The 17,929-nt window shown below is 60.3% G+C and carries 16 protein-coding genes; 3 read left to right on the forward strand and 13 right to left on the reverse strand.

Going from position 1 to position 17,929, the window contains the following annotated elements:
• Nucleotides 1–22 precede the first annotated feature (22 nt).
• Nucleotides 23–604, forward strand: coding sequence for a hypothetical protein (locus tag EDC38_RS00745; protein ID WP_123636906.1), 582 nt, complete (start codon nucleotides 23–25; stop codon nucleotides 602–604).
• A 15-nt stretch (nucleotides 605–619) separates the two neighbouring features.
• The gene (locus EDC38_RS00750; RefSeq protein ID WP_123636907.1) at nucleotides 620–1,426 is read left to right on the forward strand and encodes a hypothetical protein; all 807 of its coding nucleotides are present in this window, start codon (nucleotides 620–622) and stop codon (nucleotides 1,424–1,426) included.
• 48 nt (nucleotides 1,427–1,474) lie between these two features.
• Here EDC38_RS00750 and EDC38_RS00755 read toward each other — a convergent pair whose 3' ends face one another.
• The 13 genes from EDC38_RS00755 to EDC38_RS00815 all read right to left on the reverse strand — a co-directional run bounded on the left by EDC38_RS00755 (nucleotide 1,475) and on the right by EDC38_RS00815 (nucleotide 16,930).
• Nucleotides 1,475–3,802, reverse strand: a complete 2,328-nt coding sequence (locus tag EDC38_RS00755) for a bifunctional diguanylate cyclase/phosphodiesterase (protein ID WP_211331023.1) — start codon at nucleotides 3,800–3,802, stop codon at nucleotides 1,475–1,477.
• A 4-nt stretch (nucleotides 3,803–3,806) separates the two neighbouring features.
• Nucleotides 3,807–4,235: a type 2 periplasmic-binding domain-containing protein gene (locus tag EDC38_RS00760; RefSeq protein ID WP_123636908.1), complete on the reverse strand. Its 429-nt coding sequence runs from the start codon at nucleotides 4,233–4,235 to the stop codon at nucleotides 3,807–3,809.
• Between the two features lie 11 nt (nucleotides 4,236–4,246).
• Nucleotides 4,247–5,524, reverse strand: coding sequence for a porin (locus EDC38_RS00765; RefSeq protein ID WP_123636909.1), 1,278 nt, complete (start codon nucleotides 5,522–5,524; stop codon nucleotides 4,247–4,249).
• A 146-nt stretch (nucleotides 5,525–5,670) separates the two neighbouring features.
• Nucleotides 5,671–6,957, reverse strand: coding sequence for a phosphoribosylamine--glycine ligase (purD, locus tag EDC38_RS00770; RefSeq protein WP_123636910.1), 1,287 nt, complete (start codon nucleotides 6,955–6,957; stop codon nucleotides 5,671–5,673).
• 129 nt (nucleotides 6,958–7,086) lie between these two features.
• Nucleotides 7,087–8,661, reverse strand: a complete 1,575-nt coding sequence (purH, locus tag EDC38_RS00775) for a bifunctional phosphoribosylaminoimidazolecarboxamide formyltransferase/IMP cyclohydrolase (RefSeq protein WP_024459605.1) — start codon at nucleotides 8,659–8,661, stop codon at nucleotides 7,087–7,089.
• A 99-nt stretch (nucleotides 8,662–8,760) separates the two neighbouring features.
• Entirely contained in the window at nucleotides 8,761–9,024 is a 264-nt protein-coding gene (gene fis, locus EDC38_RS00780) for a DNA-binding transcriptional regulator Fis (RefSeq protein WP_036159962.1), read from the reverse strand.
• 26 nt (nucleotides 9,025–9,050) lie between these two features.
• Nucleotides 9,051–10,040, reverse strand: coding sequence for a tRNA dihydrouridine synthase DusB (gene dusB, locus EDC38_RS00785; protein ID WP_123636911.1), 990 nt, complete (start codon nucleotides 10,038–10,040; stop codon nucleotides 9,051–9,053).
• Between the two features lie 166 nt (nucleotides 10,041–10,206).
• Nucleotides 10,207–11,505, reverse strand: a complete 1,299-nt coding sequence (locus EDC38_RS00790) for a DUF3426 domain-containing protein (RefSeq protein ID WP_123636912.1) — start codon at nucleotides 11,503–11,505, stop codon at nucleotides 10,207–10,209.
• A 36-nt stretch (nucleotides 11,506–11,541) separates the two neighbouring features.
• Nucleotides 11,542–12,426 carry a 50S ribosomal protein L11 methyltransferase gene (gene prmA, locus EDC38_RS00795; RefSeq protein ID WP_123636913.1) on the reverse strand — a complete coding sequence of 295 codons (885 nt, stop codon included), beginning with the start codon at nucleotides 12,424–12,426 and terminating at the stop codon, nucleotides 11,542–11,544.
• 6 nt (nucleotides 12,427–12,432) lie between these two features.
• Nucleotides 12,433–13,776 carry an acetyl-CoA carboxylase biotin carboxylase subunit gene (gene accC, locus EDC38_RS00800; RefSeq protein WP_024459610.1) on the reverse strand — a complete coding sequence of 448 codons (1,344 nt, stop codon included), beginning with the start codon at nucleotides 13,774–13,776 and terminating at the stop codon, nucleotides 12,433–12,435.
• Nucleotides 13,777–13,799: 23 nt separating this feature from the next.
• Nucleotides 13,800–14,264, reverse strand: coding sequence for an acetyl-CoA carboxylase biotin carboxyl carrier protein (gene accB / locus EDC38_RS00805; protein WP_024459611.1), 465 nt, complete (start codon nucleotides 14,262–14,264; stop codon nucleotides 13,800–13,802).
• Between the two features lie 79 nt (nucleotides 14,265–14,343).
• Nucleotides 14,344–14,817, reverse strand: a complete 474-nt coding sequence (gene aroQ, locus EDC38_RS00810; protein ID WP_123636914.1) for a type II 3-dehydroquinate dehydratase — start codon at nucleotides 14,815–14,817, stop codon at nucleotides 14,344–14,346.
• A 307-nt stretch (nucleotides 14,818–15,124) separates the two neighbouring features.
• Nucleotides 15,125–16,930: a protein-disulfide reductase DsbD family protein gene (locus tag EDC38_RS00815; protein ID WP_123636915.1), complete on the reverse strand. Its 1,806-nt coding sequence runs from the start codon at nucleotides 16,928–16,930 to the stop codon at nucleotides 15,125–15,127.
• Nucleotides 16,931–17,110: 180 nt separating this feature from the next.
• On the opposite strand from EDC38_RS00815, the gene EDC38_RS00820 reads away from it, so the two are divergent.
• A complete protein-coding gene (locus EDC38_RS00820; RefSeq protein WP_123636916.1) occupies nucleotides 17,111–17,893 on the forward strand; it encodes a hypothetical protein in 783 nt (260 codons plus the stop codon).
• Nucleotides 17,894–17,929 lie beyond the last annotated feature (36 nt).

Consider the following 17,929-nt stretch of genomic DNA (forward strand, 5'->3'; position numbering starts at 1 on the left):
GACACAATGCGGAGCATCAAAAATGACAACTTGGGGATATATCAAAGCAGTAAGCCTTCTCAGCCTGCTGGCGTTGTCCGGCTGTGTGGCCGAGGATGATGAAGGAGAAGATACCCGTGAGCTGGATAGCTCCGGCGGTGGTAGCTGTTCGTTCCAGGAGTTGGTGACAGCGTCTGACCGGGATGCGGCCAACGCTTGTGGGACGCAGGTGTCGACCCAGTTTCTGGCGGCGGATGCCTACTATCAGCAGGCACTGGAGCTCTGTGCTGAGGGTTACCAAAGTGAGGCCGAGGAGGTCTATGGTAACTATGAGACCCAGGTGAACTACGCCCGTGACGTGGCGGCCGGATTTGACTGTGGCAGCGGCTCCACCGGTGGTGGCGGTGGTGGCGTCAGCGTTGAAGACCCCAGCGAACAGATTTACTACAACCTCTGTGTCGGACAGACCACCGATACCATCTATGCGAGTTGTTATGGACCGGTTCAGTACGGCGATAATGACTGTGGCCCGAATACTGACGGTGTCTCCTACAGCTACCTGACCAAGTATGACTCCCGATCAGAGTGCATTAACGAGCGGGATGACTACCTACGAAACTTCTAGCCCGGACCATCTCCAATGAAACGCCTGGTTACGCTGGTTACCGTTGTATTTATTGGTGTGAGCGCTTTCAGCGTGGTGCGAGCCTTGTATCAGGGAGGTGACGAGCGCGCAGGGACGCCGCTGCTCAAGGTCCCGGTTGAATCACTATCGGAACGACCGGGTCGCGGGACCTCGGCGCGGAGCGCAACCACTCCGGTCGAGGCACCCAGGGAGGACGCGCAGGCGAGCCGGTCAGATGCGGTGCCGGAAGAGCGTCGGCGCCTCCACGACGATCTGAGTTTGGGAATCGCGCTGGGGTTCACGCGCGAAGAGGCGCTGGCGCTGATTCAACAGACCGACCTGGAACAGCTTGAGGCCTTCTTTTCACAACGCTCTCATATTACCGCTGACTGGCTAAACCGGCAGGGGCTGGGAGTTGAGCATCTGCGCGAACTTTACGCCCGCTGGGCGGCGGGAACCCCTCCAGAACTCGCCCCGGATAACCCGGGGGCGCTGATATTCAGCCGTTATCGCTCGGGTCAGGACGGCAGCCCCTTCCGAGCCCAGAACCGCTTCAGCGCGCAAGACCGGACGGTCTATCTGCACTACCAGTTGCCGACTGAGTACCAGCAGGCGTCGGTGATCATTCGGTGGGCGCGAGAGGACCAGCCGGGCCTGTCCCACTTTGACTACCATCCGTTGACGGACGATACCGGGTTGCGTCAGGAGGCTTGGGTGCGTCCCCGGCAGGGCTGGGAGCCCGGCACCTATCGGGTCGAGATTTATGGTGCCGAGCCTTCGCTACCACTGATCGCGCAGCGGGACTACGAGGTGTTGCCCTGACGGCAAGGTTGTGGCGAGCACCGCGAGTTTTGGGTCGGGGATACCCTTTTACTCCCGGGGCTCGGCGCTATTGCCCTCTAAACTTGTGATCAGCTGACTCAATTTGTCCGCGGGCAGTGCCGCGTTTCCGTAAAACCCCTGAAACTCATCACAGGCCTGCTCCTTCAGATATTCGTACTGTTCGGAGGTTTCCACTCCCTCCGCGATGACGTTCAGGCTCAGGTTCCGGCCAACGGCAATGATGGCTTCCGTCAAGCCTCGATCCTCAACGCTTCGGGTCAGGTCCTGGACAAAGGAGGAGTCGATCTTGATGGAATCCACCGGAAACTGCTTCAAGGTGGATAAAGAGGAGTAGCCTGTTCCAAAGTCATCAATAGCGACTCGGACGCCCATCGATTTGAGCTCCTTCAGAATGTCCACCGTGGTTTCTACGTCGCGCATTACCATTGTTTCAGTAATCTCGACCTCCAAGAGCTCGGGACTCATGCCAGTGTCCTGAAGAGCCTGCTTGATATCATCCAATAAGCTCTCATCGATAAATTGACGGGCCGATAAGTTGATGGCCATGTTCAATGGCGGTAGGCCGCTTTTTTGCCATTCGACGCTCTGCTGGCACGCGGTGCGCAATACCCAGCGACCGATGGGAACGATAAGACCGTTTTCCTCGGCCACCGGAATGAACTGCATGGGCAGAATCATCCCCAGTTCCGGATGCTGCCAGCGGAGCAGGGCCTCGACACCGGTAATCTGGCCACTCTTCATGCTGCGTTTGGGCTGGTAAAACAGGCGGAATTCGTTCCGTTCCAGGGCGTGGCGCAAGCTGGATTCCAGGGTCAGCCGCTCCAGGGAGTCCGTGTTCAGGGACTCGGAGAAATACTGGAAATTGTTTTTCCCCAGCTCTTTGGCATGGTACATGGCCATGTCCGCGTTCTTCATCAATGTCTGTTCGTCGTCCCCGTCCTTCGGGAAGAGAGTGATGCCGATACTGACGGTGACCCGGAACTCCTGCCCTGCCAGAGTGAATGGCTTTCCGCAGGCGGCGAGAATCTTGTCCGCGACGGGTGCCACTTGCTGCGGGTCGGGAATGTTGGGCAGCAAGACAACAAACTCATCGCCGCCGAGGCGCGCCAACACGTCGCTCTCCCGCACCGAGCGAGAGAGGCGCCGGGCAATTTCCTGCAACAGATCATCGCCCGCATCGTGACCGAGAGAATCATTGATGTGCTTGAAACGGTCGAGGTCCAGAAAGAGGAGGGCAAATTGACGTTCGTAGCGACGGGCTTCGTGCATTGACTGTGTCAGTAAACGACTGAAGTATGCCCGGTTCGGTAAGTCAGTCAGACTGTCATGAAAAGCCAGGTATTCCACTTTCTGTGCGTGTAGTACACGCTCCTGCATGGCCTGTTGCCGCGTCCGTTGCAGTCTCCAGCTCAGAAATCCGAGGATGGCAGCAACACCAACCAAGCCCACGCTTGCCAGCGCTGCCCGCCAAAAGTATTCGCGTTTTGTGGTCAGAGCCGGCTCCAGCTGTTCCCTGTGAGACAGCCCAACGACCACCGAGAGAGGAAATTCAAACAGTTCACGTATTACTGTATAGCGCTCGACTCCATCCCAGGGGTGATACATCAACGGCGCCAAAGAAGGGTCCTCAAGCTTTGGAAGCTCCCCGATAAAATTGCCCATCGGTAAGCCGGTGCTGATCGCATCCCCACTGCGGTAGACCCGGAAATGGTTGTCGCTGGCTACCAGTCCAAGCGCGCCCACATCGCCCAGGGTGGTGTTATCGTAACCACTGACGAAGTAATCCGCGTGCACGGCCAGTGCAACAACACCGGAGGCCTGATTCTGGTTGCTACCGACACCTCGAGCAAAATAAAGGAAGGTGCCGGCTTCAGTGTCGATCGGGCGGCTGAGCGTCAATTGGTTGGCATTCAGCGCCTCCTGAAAGAAGGTGTGCTCTTCAGGGTGTTGTAGCCTGAAGTTGCCATGGGTCGCCAGAAGGTTCCCCTCAGGACTGAGAACGGCTATGGAGAAGAGTAGACTTGGAGGCAATAGGTCCCGTTCACCGAGTTCGCGCATGGCGGCTTCGGGTGTCTGACGCTGGGTGTCGTATCGGACCAATTTGAGTGTCTGGTCGATTTCGCGAAGGGCGCGAATCACCTGGGCTTCATAGGTGTCCGCGACATCGGTTGCCATGGAGGCCGTGTTCCGGGACGCGGTACTCAGAACGTCGTCCGTCAGGTGGACGGTGGCTGCCCAGATGAGACTCAAACCCAGGAGCGCGAGTGAGCTGATCAATACGGGGGCTTCCAACCATTTAGACGTTTTTTTGTTGGAGGCCAGGTCAGCTTGGGTGTCTGGATCAGTCTCAGTCATAGGGTCACGACCCTATGGTGAGAATGCGTAGGCTATCGGGGACAGCCTCCGGGGCCATGTAGCCAATGGTATTGGGGTTGCGGCTCAACTCTCTGGCCATATCGTCATTGCTGCGCACCGCTTTTGGTGGCTGGCCGCGGCCGGTAAAAATCAGACGGGACCAATGTGACCGGATCTGTGCCGGTGTTCGACCGAGGTACTGCTGATAAAATTCACCATGAGCCGGGGTCTGCTCCGTCTGATCAATGGGGCGGACGGGTTCGCCGCCCGGCAGCTGAGTGAGACGCCCGAGGTAAATATCGCTCAGTTGAAGTGACGTCAGCTCCTGTATGGGGCTTTCGTTTGGAACCACCACAACGACTTCAGCGTAGACGAGGTTTCCAAGCGTACTCAACAGCCCGGTCATTATTATCTTTTTGAGAAATAGTGGCATGGGCAAGTAACCTAGAAGACAAAGTCGACAGTGGTACTGAATACAGAGACGGGCTCGTCTCCCTCAAAGCCGGGCTGGGTGTTCGATAGTACGCCGCGCGTTCCGCGTCTCAGGTCTATGCGGTCGTACTGAACTTTCAGAGCAACGCTCGGAGCGAAATCCCAGCGAGCACCGACCGCAATGCGGCTCTGGTCGGAGGTGTTCTGGGACAACAGCAGGTTTAGCGTTTCGTTCAAAGGCTGGGCCTGTGGGAAAGGCAGGCCCGGATGAGATAAATCACCTTTGGCTCGTTGGTCTGCGAAGGTCAGATAGGGGGTCAATGACGCGATCCGAACCCCACCGGTCAGGTACCAGCCCCGGTGCTCGCCTACGAAAGATCGGGACCTGTTGTTGGCCCACTCTCCCAGAATAAACCAGGTGCCGGGATCGTACCGTCCGCCGAGACTGATAATGCGCACGGTAGTGTCATCGAGATCAAATCGGTCTGCGATGTACTCGCCTTCGGGGCCAAAAGCGCGGAATCCGTTAAAGAAGGGCGTCAGTACGTCCACGGTCAGATCTGTCTGCGAATAAGCCGCGAATAAGGTTGTGTCGCGCCACTCCAGTGTGTTCGCGAGGGTAAAAGAGTCGTCCGATTCCATTTCAAATCCGTCGGGCAGATCGGTGGTCTTCTTCCCGAAAAGCAGATGCAACGTGTTGGTGACCTCGTTGAAACGGCTTTGGTAAGAGACGTCGATACCATCGGAGTTGGTTACGGGAACCAGATTGTAGACCTCGGCGGGTGGCCGAACGGTAGGGTTGGCATAGCCAACTTTTCGGTACTCGGAGGTCATAAATGACGGCTGCACCGTTCGCCCGATACGAACGGTGAGCTCGGGCGTAATGTCGTAGCTCACATTTGCCCACTCAATCTGTGGGTCAAAGGAGCCATCATGACCCTGTTCCGATACCACCTGAAGGACGGCTTTGAATTTCGAAGCAAAATTGGCGGTCAGCTGAACGCCCACTTTACTGTCTACCTTCAGGCTCCATTCATCGCTGTACCCAGCGCCTTCATCGGCGAGTAGCCCTGTGGTGAAATCCGCCTGGTCTTCATCGGAGTGCGCGACCCCGAGCGTGCCGAAACCATTGATATTCCAGGATGGAGCGGTGACGTCGCCGCGGACAGGAAGTGCGATAAAGGACACGATGAGCAGCACATGGCTCAAGCGAATAGCCGGGAGTTGTTTCATTGAAAGCCTTGTACTGACGGTACTATTATTAGTTTCAGGCAACGTGCGGGAATCCATGACGCCTTTTTGTATGTGTTCAATAAGGGGTGACGAAGGATTTGCGCTTGAAAATCCGGGTGCGTCACGGTGAGTATAGCATCCAGACGACCGGCTGCCAGTTGACTGGGCCCGCCACCAGGGCGGGCTTCAGTACGCGGGAAGCGTTAGCGCTGTTCCCGCTCAATCGCCCGATAGGCGATATCCTTACGGTAGAAAACCCCGTCCCACTGGATGCGATCGGCCAGGGCGTAGGCGCGCTGCTGCGCTTCGCTGACAGTATTGCCCAGGGCGGTGGCACACAACACCCGGCCGCCGCTGGTGACGACTTTACCGGAGGCGGTCTTGGTGCCGGCGTGGAATACGCGCTCACCGGGGGTCTCTTCGGTAGGGAGACCGCTGATTTCGTCGCCCTTGTTATAGCTGCCCGGGTAACCACCGGCGGCGAGCACGACGCCGACCGCGGCGCGCTCGTCCCAGTCGGTATGGGCCTGATCGAGTTTGCCGTCCAGTGCGATCTGGCACAGCTCGGCCAGGTCGGACTTCAGGCGCAGCATGATCGGCTGGGTTTCGGGGTCGCCGAACCGGCAGTTGTATTCGATCACTTTCGGCTGGCCGTCCGGGGTGATCATCAGGCCGGCGTACAGGAAGCCGGTGTAGGGGTTGCCTTCGGCGGCCATGCCCTCCACGGTCGGGACAATCACCTGCTGCATGATGCGCTCGTGCACCTCGGGGGTGACCACCGGGGCCGGGGAGTAGGCGCCCATGCCGCCGGTGTTGGGGCCGGTATCGCCTTCACCCACACGCTTGTGGTCCTGGCTGGTGGCCATGGGCAGAATATGTTTGCCGTCCACCATGACGATAAAGCTGGCTTCTTCACCGGTGAGAAATTCTTCGATCACCACGCGGCAACCGGCGTCCCCAAAGGCATTGCCGGAGAGCATGTCACGCACGGCGTCCTGGGCCTGATCCAGGGTTTCCGCCACGATCACGCCTTTACCGGCGGCCAGGCCGTCGGCTTTGACCACGATGGGCGCACCTTTCTCTTCCAGGTAGGCCAGGGCGGGCTCCACCTCGGTGAAGGTCTGGTAATCCGCGGAGGGGATCTGGTGCCGGGCCAGAAAGTCTTTGGTAAAGGCCTTGGAGCCTTCCAACTGGGCGGCGCCCTTGGTGGGGCCGAAGCAGGGCAGATCGCGTTCGGCGAAGTAGTCCACCACGCCTTCGACCAGCGGCGCTTCCGGGCCGACGATGGTCAGCGCTACGTCATTGTGCTGGGCGAACTCTGCCAGAGCCGGAAAATCCAGCACGTCGATATCCACGTTGACCAGGTTTTTCTCCAGGGCCGTGCCGGCGTTGCCGGGGGCCACAAACACTTTGTTGACCTTGGGGCTCTGGGCCGCCTTCCAGGCGAGGGCGTGTTCACGTCCGCCGCCGCCGATGACCAGTAGGTTCATGCTTTAGACCTTTCGTGGTTTGGATTGACTTGAGTTACGGCGGATGCGGCCTTTGGCCTTATCCGCCCTACGCTGACCACGGTAGTATGCGTAGGGCGGATAAGCCGAAGGCGCATCCGCCGTTGCCGATTAATGCCGGAAATGGCGCATGCCGGTGAATACCATGGCGATGTTGTGCTCGTCGGCGGCGGCGATCACTTCCTCGTCGCGCATGGAGCCGCCGGGCTGAATCACCGCGGCAATGCCGGCGGCACCGGCGTTGTCCAGGCCGTCGCGGAACGGGAAGAAGGCGTCTGAGGCCATCACTGAGCCCTTCACTTCCAGGCCGGCGTGCTCGGCCTTGATGCCGGCGATGCGCGCGGAGTTGACGCGGCTCATCTGGCCTGCACCGACACCGATGGTCTGGTTGTTTTTGGCGTAGACGATCGCGTTGGATTTCACAAACTTGGCGACCTTCCAGGCAAACAGCAGATCGCGGATTTCCTGCTCGCTGGGCGCACGTTTGGTGACCACTTTCAGGTCCGACTCGGCTACCATGCCGTTGTCGCGATCCTGCACCAGCAGGCCGCCGTTGACGCGCTTGTAATCCAGCCCGTCGATGCGCTCGGTGCCCCACTGGCCGCAGGCCAGCAGGCGGACGTTCTTCTTGGCGGCCACGACCTGCACGGCCTCATCGGACACGGTGGGGGCGATGATCACTTCCACAAACTGACGCTCGACGATCGCCTGGGCGGTGGCACCGTCCAGCTCGCGGTTGAAGGCGATGATGCCACCAAAGGCGGATTCCGGGTCGGTGGCAAAGGCCAGGTCGTAGGCGTCTTTCAGATTGGCCGCGGTCGCCACGCCACAGGGGTTGGCGTGCTTGACGATCACACAGGCGGGCTGCTCAAAACTCTTCACACACTCCAGGGCGGCGTCGGTGTCCGCCACGTTGTTGTAGGACAGCTCTTTGCCCTGCAACTGCTTGGCGGTGGCGATGCAGGCTTCAGTGGGGTTCTGCTCCACGTAGAAAGCCGCCTTCTGGTGCGGGTTTTCCCCGTAGCGCATTTCCTGGGTTTTCTGGAACTGACTGTTGAAGGTGCGCGGGAAGTGCTCGCTGCCACCCTCGACCTTGCGGCCGAAGTAGTTGGCAATGGCGCCGTCGTAGGCGGCGGTGTGCTCGTAGGCCTTGATGGCCAGGTCAAAACGCAGGTTCAGGCTGGTTTTGCCGTTGTTGGCATCCAGCTCGGCCAGAATGCGCGCATAGTCGCTGGCGTTGACCACGATGTTGACGTGGGCATGGTTCTTGGCGGCGGCTCGGACCATGGTGGGGCCACCGATGTCGATGTTCTCTACGGCATCTTCCAGGGTGCAGCCGGGCTTGGCCACGGTCTGCTCGAAGGGGTAGAGGTTGACCACCACCATGTCGATGGCATTAATGCCGTGTTCGCCCATGACCGCGTCATCCTGCCCGCGCCGGCCGAGAATGCCACCGTGCACTTTCGGGTGCAGGGTTTTGACCCGTCCGTCCATCATCTCAGGGAAGCCGGTGTAGTCAGAGACTTCCACGGCGGGAATGCCGTTTTCCTTGAGCAGGCGGAAGGTGCCGCCGGTGGACAGGATCTCCACACCGCGCTGGTGCAGTGCCTGGGCAAATTCCACAATGCCGGTTTTGTCAGAGACGCTGATCAGCGCACGATTTACGGGTGCTAGGTCGGTGGTCATGGTCGGTGAGTTTCCCCCAATGCCGGTGTCAATTCAGGTGAGTTACAAAAGCAGAGGGGGTGGTTTTATGCCACCCCCTCGGAATTCGGGTTGTCGCGCTCAGAGCAGGTCGTACTGCTTGAGCTTCTTGCGCAGCGTGCCACGGTTCAGCCCCAGCACCTGGGCGGCACGGGTCTGGTTGTGACGGGTGTACTTGAGGACGATCTCCAGCATGGGCGCTTCCACTTCGGCCATCACCATGTTGTACACGTCGCTGACGGGCTGGCCGTCGAGGTTTTGAAAGTAGTTCTCCATGGCCTGTTCCACGCAGCCCCGCAGGGACTGTCCGTGGGTGAGCGTATGGGTATGGCCCGTATCGCCCATGGGAGCCAAAAAGTTTTCTGCTGTGTTCATGCCGCTTGATCCTCTTGTTCTATCAGCTGTTCAAAGTACTTCAGAACGCTGTCCAGTTGTTCTTGTGCGTTGTCCATACGGTTAAACGCCTGACGAAACGGGTCGCTACCGGGTACCGTCTGCAAGTACCAGCCCAGGTGCTTGCGAGCGATGCGCGGGCCCAAATAGTCGCCATAAAATCCGTAGAGGTCACGCAAATGACTGCTGAGAATGTCCCTGACTTCAGTCAGTGACGGTTCGGGAACCGTTCTACCAAAACGCAGGTAGTGATCGATTTCCCGAAAAATCCAGGGGCGCCCCTGGGCGGCTCGACCGATCATGACGGCGTGAGCGCCGGTCTGGTCGAGTACCTGTTGCGCCTTGTACGGACTGTCGATATCACCATTGGCAAATACCGGGATGGTTACCGCATCCACCACGGCGGCTATGGTGTCGTATTCCGCTTGGCCCTGATAGCGATCGGCCCGCGTCCGGCCGTGTACGGCCAAGGCCTGAATGCCGATATCCTCCGCCATCCGTGCCACGCGCACCGCATTGCGATTATCCCGGTCCCAGCCGGTGCGTATTTTCAGGGTGACCGGCAGGTTGGTCGCCGCTACCACTGCCTGCAGTATATCGGCCACCAGAGGCTCATCTCTGAGTAGAGCGGAGCCGGCGGCCTTTTTGCACACTTTCTTGGCGGGGCAGCCCATATTGATGTCGATGATCTGGGCGCCGTTGTCCGCGTTGAGTCGGGCGGCGTCGGCCATCATGGCCGGGTCGCCTCCAGCAATCTGCACTGAAATCGGTTCCGACTCGCCGGCGTGGTCCAGGCGCAGCCGACTTTTGCGGCTGTTCCAAAGGCTTGCATCCGACGTCACCATTTCCGAGACCACCAGGCCGGCACCCAGTTTCCGACACAGCTGCCGAAAAGGACGATCCGTCACACCCGCCATGGGCGCGAGAATCACCCGGCTGTCTATTTGATGGGTACCGATCCGAAACACGCGACTCACCTGTTCGAGGGTCTCAATGGCCGTAACCGACAGCCCCGGAAAAGGTTGGCTATGATACCCGTTTGGCCCCGGATTGGGAACGAGCAAAACCGCCGAATTGATGTTTTTTTGATCGGTTTTGATTCGCCCCAACAGGCGGGGCCGGGAGGAGGGCCGGTCAGTGGGGGATGTAGGCGCGGTAGTTGACGGCGCTCGGGCCGGGGTCCACCAGCTCCAGTGTCAGGTGGACGGGCTGGTTGCTGGGCATGATGGTGCGACCTGCCAGCTCGCCAGAGAGGTACTCTTCGGGGGTGAATTGACGCGCCGCCACCACCTCGCCATTGAGGTCACTGAACTCCAGCACCAGGCCGGGAAAAGGTTGGTCAAAGCGGGCGGTGTTGAGCAGTATCGCATCGACCATCAAGGCGCCCTCACGCTCCGGGTGATTGCGGACCACCAGGTTGTAGGCGCGGATCTGGCGGCGATCGACCAGTTCGGGCAGATGGCAGCCAATCAGGGGGCATACGGTTGCATAGACGGTGCGGTAGGGCTCCATCCGGCTCCAGCGGTCAAATTGTAGCCAGGCAACCTGAACGAGCAGGGCGACCGCCGCGAGCGCAACCAGCGATGGCCAGAGCCAGCGCCGTCGGCGGGTCTGTCGGTGAGTCCAGTTCATCTCGACCGGCTCGGGGTCGATGTTCATCAGCAGCGCCGAGCGTTCGGGATCGTGGGCGCGCATGCGCTCACCGCCCTGGTAGTCGTCGACCTGCTCGGCATCGCTGCTGGCGAGGTGGAACTTGATGTGTTCTCCAGGGGGCGGAGGTTCCGGCTCGTCCATCAGTTCAAAGTCTGACGGTACGTCCGAGGCGGGCTCGGGGGCCGGTTCGACCCGAACACTGGCGGTCTGCTCTTCCTCTTCTTCGAGCAGGCTCATGGCCCAGGATTCGTCGGTGTCGTCACCAGACTCCGAGGCCTCCTCTTCCTCAGGACGAGGGGTTCGCTCGAACAGTGAGTGCGTGCTGTGCGAGCGGGATTGTTCGCCGACACCAAACGGATCGTCTTCGCTCTCGGGGCGGGACTGATCCATATCATCACTGATCAGAAAGTCATCGTCATCCAGCGCGCTCGACTCCTGGTCGATTCGCGACTGGTCAAAGCGCAGCCCGGTCTCCTTGGGCTTTTGCTCAGCGCGCGGACGCGCCTCTTTCGGCGTAGGGGACGGCGCCTTGGGGGCGGCGGGTTTGCGCTCCGCTTTGGTGGTGGTCGGTCTGTTCTGGGTGGGTTTTTGGGGGGAGCGGCGCACCAGAGCCGGCTCGGCCGCTGGCGCCTGGGCCCCCACCAGATGGTCCCGTGCCTTGAAGATATGCAGGCAGGCCCCACAGCGCACGGCCCCGCGCGCTGACTGTAGCTGCGCCGGGGTGATCCGGAACGACGTCCCGCATTGCGGGCAGCGGGTCACCATGTTAGTCGGGGCCATGATTGTTCAGTGTTCTCCTCACCCGGAACGGGGTCGTTACGGGCGTATTTTGGTGCCGGTCAGTCTCACCCAGCCGTCTTGTTCGGCCACCGGGTCAAAGTCAAACCAGGGGCGATAAGCCGCCATCACGGCTTCGGCCTGATTGGCCAGAATGCCAGAAAGGCAGATCTTGCCGTCAACCCGGGTCATGCGCTGCAGTTGTGGCGCCAGCTCAACCAGGGGGCCGGCAAGGATGTTGGCCAACATGATGTCGGCGGTCACCTCGGGGCATTGCCCGGGTAGAAAAACCGGCATGGCATTTTCGGGCAGCGCATTGCGAGCCGCGTTGTCCCGGGTGGCGGTGAGTGCCTGGGGGTCAATATCCACCCCGGTGACCCGGTGGGCGCCGAGGAGCAGTGCCGCAATGCCGAGAATGCCCGAGCCACAGCCAAAATCCACGAGGTCGAGCCCTTCGATGGGCTGTTGGTCCAGCCACTGCAGGCACAAAAACGTGGTGGGATGGGTGCCGGTGCCGAACGCGAGGCCCGGGTCGAGCATCAGGTTGACCTTGTCGGGCTCCGGGGGTTCCTGCCAGCTGGGGCAGATCCACAGGCGTTCGCCGCAGCGAATGGCCTGGTAGTGGCTCATCCACTCCCGCTCCCAGTCTTTGTCTTCGAGCTGTTCCCAGCGGTGCTCGGGCAGCGGCCGGTTCCAGGCGGAAGCCAGCCGCTCGCTGATCGCGCGCGTGTCGATGTCGGCATCGTACAGACCGGTCAGGCGCACCTGGTCCCACAGCGGGGTTTCCCCCAGTGCGGGCTCCAGAATGGGCTGATCGGCGTTGTCTTCCAGCGTAACCGACACAGCGCCGCTGGCCAGAAGAAGATCTTCCAGCGCCTCGGCGCTATTCCGGTCCGTGGTCAGTTTCAGTTGCAACCAGGGCATAGGGCGTCAGCTGGAAAGCTTTTTCTCCAGGTAATGGATGTTGACGCCACCTTTGCGGAACTCGTCGTCCCGGACCAGCCACTGTTGCAGCGAAATATTGGTACGGATGCCGTCGATGATGGTCTCATCCAGGGCGTGACGCATTCGGTTCAATGCCTCTTCCCGGGTCTCGCCGTAGGTGATGATCTTGGCGATCATCGAGTCGTAGTTCGGCGGTACCGTGTAGCCACTGTACAGGTGCGAGTCCACCCGCACACCCAGACCGCCCGGCGGATGGAAATTCTTGACCTTGCCCGGGCAGGGCATGAAGGTTTTGGGATCTTCGGCATTGATGCGGCACTCGAAGGAGTGACCGCGAATCACCACGTCTTCCTGCTTGATGGACAGCTTTTCGCCCGCACAGACGCGAATCTGCTCTTTGATGATGTCGATACCGGTCACCATTTCCGAGACCGGGTGCTCCACCTGAATGCGGGTGTTCATCTCGATGAAGTAGAAGTTGCCGTCTTCGTACAGGAACTCGAAGGTACCGGCACCTTTGTAGCCCATCTTGATGCAGGCGTTGACACAGGCCTGGGCGGTTGACTGGCGAACGTCTTCCGGGATACCGGGGGCCGGCGCCTCTTCGATCACCTTCTGGTGGCGGCGCTGCAGCGAGCAGTCGCGGTCGCCCAGGTGAATGGCATTACCCTGGCCGTCGGACAGCACCTGGATCTCCACATGACGCGGGTTCTGCAGGAACTTTTCCATATACACCGTATCGTCGCCGAAGGCGGACTTGGCTTCGTTCTGGGTGATGTGGATGGAGTTCATCAGCGAGGCTTCGGTGTGTACCACGCGCATCCCGCGACCACCGCCGCCGGCGGCAGCCTTGATGATGACCGGGTAGCCAATCTGCTTGCCCATGGCCAGGCATTTCTCGCGATCGTTGGCGGGCAGCGGGCCATCGGAGCCGGGTACGGTCGGCACGCCGGCCTTTTTCATGGCGGCAATGGCGGCGACCTTGTCACCCATCATGCGAATGGTGTCCGGGTCCGGACCGATGAACACGAAACCGCTTTTCTGTACCTGCTCGGCGAAATCGGCGTTTTCGGCCAGAAAGCCGTAGCCGGGGTGTACCGCTACCGAGTCGGTCACTTCCATCGCACTGATGATGGCCGGGATGTTCAGGTAGCTCTGGGGCGACGGGTTGGGCCCGATGCATACCGACTCGTCCGCCAGGCGAACGTGCTTCAGGTCGCGGTCGATGACAGAGTGAACCGCGACGGTTTTAATGCCCATCTCTTTACAGGCGCGCAGAATGCGCAGGGCAATCTCGCCGCGGTTGGCGATCAAAACTTTATCAAACATAAACCAAATCCTCGGTGCTGGATTTATACAATCGTGACCAGGGGTTGGTCGAATTCAACCGGCTCGCCGTCGTCGACCAGAATGGCTTCGACCACGCCGGCTTTGTCCGCTTCGATTTGGTTCATCATCTTCATGGCCTCAACGATGCAGATCACATCGCCGACCTTAACGTGCTGGCCCACTTCCACAAACGCCGGGGAGCCGGGGCTCGGGGAGCGGTAGAAGGTGCCCACCATGGGTGACTTCACCACGTGGCCGTTGTGCTGCGCGGCGGGGGCGGCATCGCTGCTGTCGGCGGCCGGAGCCGGTGCGGCGGGGGCGGCGGCCGGTGCGGGCGCGGGCGCCTGGGCCGGTGCGGCGGTGAAATACTGAGCATTCGGGTTATTGCGGCTGATGCGGACGGATTCCTCGCCCTCTTTGATTTCCAGCTCGCCGATGTCGGATTCTTCCAGCAGCTCAATCAGTTTTTTAATTTTGCGAATATCCATTGGGGCCTCTCTTTAAAGCAACGGATGAATGATGAATTGATCCCGGCGCACCGGGTTCGATGTCAGGGTGTAGATACTTCTATTCGGATGTCGATGCTTTGCCGGTCTGCGCGGCGCGCTCCAGGTGGCGCAGTGCTGCGGTCAGGGCCAGCTCATAGCTCTGGGCGCCGAAACCACAGATGACGCCCTGGGCGACATCGGAAAAATACGAGTGTTGGCGGAACGGCTCGCGGGCGTGCACATTGGACAGGTGCACTTCGATAAAAGGAATGGCAACGCCCAGCAGTGCATCGCGCAGGGCGACGCTGGTGTGGGTGAACGCAGCAGGGTTGATGACAATAAAGTCCACCCCTTCCTGGCGCGCATCGTGAATGCGTTCAACGAGTTCGTATTCCGCATTGCTCTGCAGGGTCAACACATGGTGGCCAGCGGCGTGGCCCTGTTCGGTCAAGGTCCGGTTTATGGTGTCCAGGGTCTGGGCACCATAAATGCCGGGCTCGCGTTGTCCCAGCAGATTCAGGTTGGGGCCATGTAGAACCAGAATGGTTGCCATGAAAAATCCTGTGTGACCGTGGTTTTCTTGACCGGGTGTTGTGTTAACACGCGAAAATCGGCGTTTGCACGTTATGGGGGCGAGTTTGCCGCAAAAAAGCAACAGTGTCCACGGTCTATTCGGGTTTTTGCTAAATTGTCCTCAAATGGCGACAAGATGCCAGACGTTCGGTCTGTTATGGCGCATAAAGCCGTGTTTTGGTGGGCGGTTTGAGCCCGTTAACAGTCATTTTGAGCGACAAACCCGGCGCAATACAGGCAAGATAGCAGAGGATGACAAAAAGTCGGCAATATTGCTGCTAACGTCGTCAATTTTGGCTCAATTGTGTTTCCGTGCCATCATCGAGTCGCTCAAGCAGGGCTTTTTTGCGAAGAATTTGCGGTAACACGATGCCTGGGCCCTGATGGTCGGCGGGAAACCAGAGGTAGAGCGGCACCCCGCTGCGGTTGTACTCCTCCAGCAGCTGGGTGATGGCCGGGTCGCGGTGGGTCCAGTCTCCTTTGAGGGTCGCTACGCCGTGGGCGTTGAAAGCGCGTTCAACGTCTTCGGTACCCAGAGTGACGCGCTCATTGGCCAGACAGGTCAGGCACCAGTCGGCGGTCAGATTGATAAATACCGGAGTTCCTTCGCGGCGCAGGGTGTCCAGGCGGGCGGCGGAGTAGGGCTCCCAGCGGGAGTCCTCGACCGGGGCGTTCAGCGTTTGCCAGGGCAGAGCCAGGGCGGCGACCCAGGCGAGTAATACCAGGGCCTTTTGGCTGAATCGGGCCGAAGTGGAACGGGGCTGCCGGGTCAATAACCAGCCTGCGAAGGCAATCGCGACGGCCCCCACGCCAACCGCTGCCACGGCATTGGGTCCGGCCTGACGCCCGAGCACCCAGAGGAGCCAGATGGCGGTCAGGTATAAAGGAAAGGCCAGAAACTGCTTCAGGCTGTCCATCCAGGGGCCGGGTTTGGGAAGATGGTTCACCAGCGATGGCAGGTAGCACAGTGCCAGCAGAGGCAATGCCATCCCCAGGCCCAGTGCCACAAACACGCTCAGGCTCACCAGCGTGGGTTGGGTCAGGGCAAAGCCAAGGGCCGCGCCCATAAAGGGGGCGGTACAGGGGCTGGCGACAATAGCGGCGAGCACGCCGGTAAAAAAGGAGCCGCTCAGGCCGCCGCTCTGGGTCAGCTTCTGTCCTACCCCCATCCAGCGCGTGCCAATGGTCAGCAGGCCGGACAGGCTCAGCCCGAGAATAAAGAACAAGTACACCAGTGCGGCAATGAGCAGGGGAGACTGTAACTGGAAGCCCCAGCCAATCGCCTCTCCACCGGCGCGTGCGGCCAACAGTACGCCGGCAAAGGCGACAAAACTGACCACTATGCCCGCGGTGTAAGCCCAGCCGTGGAGCGGCAATCGCTGGCGGTCGGCTCGAGCCAGGCTCATGACCTTGATCGACAGCACGGGGAAGACACAGGGCATCAGGTTCAGAATGATGCCACCGAGCAGTGCCAACACCAGAATATAAGGGAGCCAGGTGGTCGTGGCCTCGGAGGTGGCGCCGCCGTCGTCGGTATTTGCGGATGCGTTCGCGGGAGGCGCCGAGGCGATGCTGGCGCTCTGGTTGGCGGGGTCCACGCTGACGTAGTCAACATGGGGCGGGTAGCAGAGCCCCGCGTCCGCGCAACCCTGAGACTCTACTTTCAGGGTGAAGGGTTGGGCGTCGTCGGCCACGGCAAGGCGGACAGTGGCGCTGCCGTAATACACCGCCATGTCCTTTTCAAAGTACTCGTCGTACTTGTCGACCGTGTTGTCGCTGAATCGGGGGGCAAACGGTTCCGGCTCCGGGTCGGCGCTCAGCCTGAACCTCTCCTGATACAGGTAGTAATCCGGGGCCACTTCCCAGTGAAGCACTAGCTCGCCGTCGTAAAGTCGGGTTTCCAACTGAAATGCCTCGGTGACCGGCAGAAAGTCATCACCGCCCCCCAGCAGGCTGGTGTTCTGGGATTGGCCGCCCAACAAGTCCTGAGCGGCGGCACCGTGACTGAAAACGCAGAGCAGGGTGCTCCAGAGTAGCAGGCGCCAGAATGACAAAAAGTCGTGTCGGGATGCCGATAATTGCTGGGTCAACATAGGTCGCTTGGTTCCGGGTTGGGTGACGTTTTCTGCGGCGAGAGGGTATCATGGCCGCTAGATGCCAAAGCAGTCTCTTTTCTCGGACTGCGGCAAACCACAATAATTCGGATCAATCCGGGTCGCTAGTGTACCGGACTTGGACCGCAAAAACTGCCAACTGGCTCTCCTGGAGTCGCTGTGAGTAAGGTTATTGTCATGCATGAGTTGGGTCATCCCGCGACCGATCGGGCGAGATCCCGGGGGTGGATGCTGGGCGGTATGCTGGGGCTCGCCCTGTTGGTCGGGTGCAGCAGCCCCGCGCCGACACCTGCCTCGACGCAGACACCCCCGCCAGCGGTCGATACCACGCCGGAGCCTGAGCCGAAGCCGACGCTGACGCGAGAGCAGCGGCTTGAGCGCTGGCTGGAGGAGGGCGATCGGGCCCTGTCTGCCGATCGATTGCTGTCACCGTTGGGCGACAACGCGCATGATCGCTATCGGGCGGTGCTGATTTATGACCCCGATAATACCCGCGCCATTTCCGGGCTCCAGGCCATTGCCCTGCGCTATCTCGATCTGGCCCGCTCCGCCGCCGCGCGAAGCGCGCTCTCTCAGGCCCAGGGCTACCTGGACCTGGCAGCGTCCGTGGATCCGGGGAATCCGCTGGTGGCCGAGTTCAGCGAGAAGGTCAGCAACCAGCGGGCGCGTTTGCAAAGTGCCTCCCCCCTGACTCAGGATGGGCAAGTGGTACAGCTCAATGGAGAGCTGCTTCGTCAGCGGGCAGACGAGCTGGTGGTTGATCTGCAACAGCTGGCCCGGCGAGTAAAAGACACCGGTGAGTTTCTGCTGATCGTGGCGCGCACGGACGCCGAGGGCCGGTGGATCTACCAACAGATGCGCGATGGTGTACCCAATTATCTGTTGCGCGGGGATATCCACCGGGGCTCTCCGCCGCGAATCGAACTACAGCCGCCGTTGTAACCGGGTTGTACGACGGCACAATCAATGCTCTGGAGA

The organism is Marinimicrobium koreense (assembly GCF_003762925.1).
Taxonomy (GTDB): Bacteria; Pseudomonadota; Gammaproteobacteria; order Pseudomonadales; family Cellvibrionaceae; genus Marinimicrobium; species Marinimicrobium koreense.